Below are 404 nucleotides of genomic sequence, written 5' to 3' on the forward strand. Positions count from 1 at the left end.
AAAAAAAGTGATCCTCTTGTTCGGCATCGATCTCTGCCAGGCGAATCAGCTCAGATACAAGGCCAAGCCTTTCTGCATCTGCTCTTACTTCGTCGTAGCTGAAACCAAACCGTTCAATGAGGGGTTTTAGTGAATCAAAAACGCTCGTAGTCGAAGGTATCACCCTGTTCATCACAGAATGCCACCAGCGGCTTCTCTACGTTTGAAAAGTCATCCGCGAAAACGCTGTTGCAGGTAAACCAACATCAGCAGGGGTTTGTGACCATGTTCCGGGCGGAGTTCACCAGCGCCTTCCAGCGTAGCTGGATGGATAGTGTTCTCGCCTAGTCCAGTGCTAACCCCAAGCTCATAACCGCTGTCAGTACGCATCAGCACACTGGGTAGCAAGTCATTTGAGCCTTCGC

At 50.5% G+C, this 404-nt stretch carries 1 pseudogene; it reads right to left on the reverse strand.

The features are described from left to right. Positions 1-210: 210 nt before the first annotated feature. Positions 211-404, reverse strand: a pseudogene (locus tag BHE89_RS26570) (hypothetical protein); the annotation flags it as partial.

The organism is Shigella sp. FC1967 (assembly GCF_001743005.1).
GTDB lineage: Bacteria > Pseudomonadota > Gammaproteobacteria > Enterobacterales > Enterobacteriaceae > Proteus.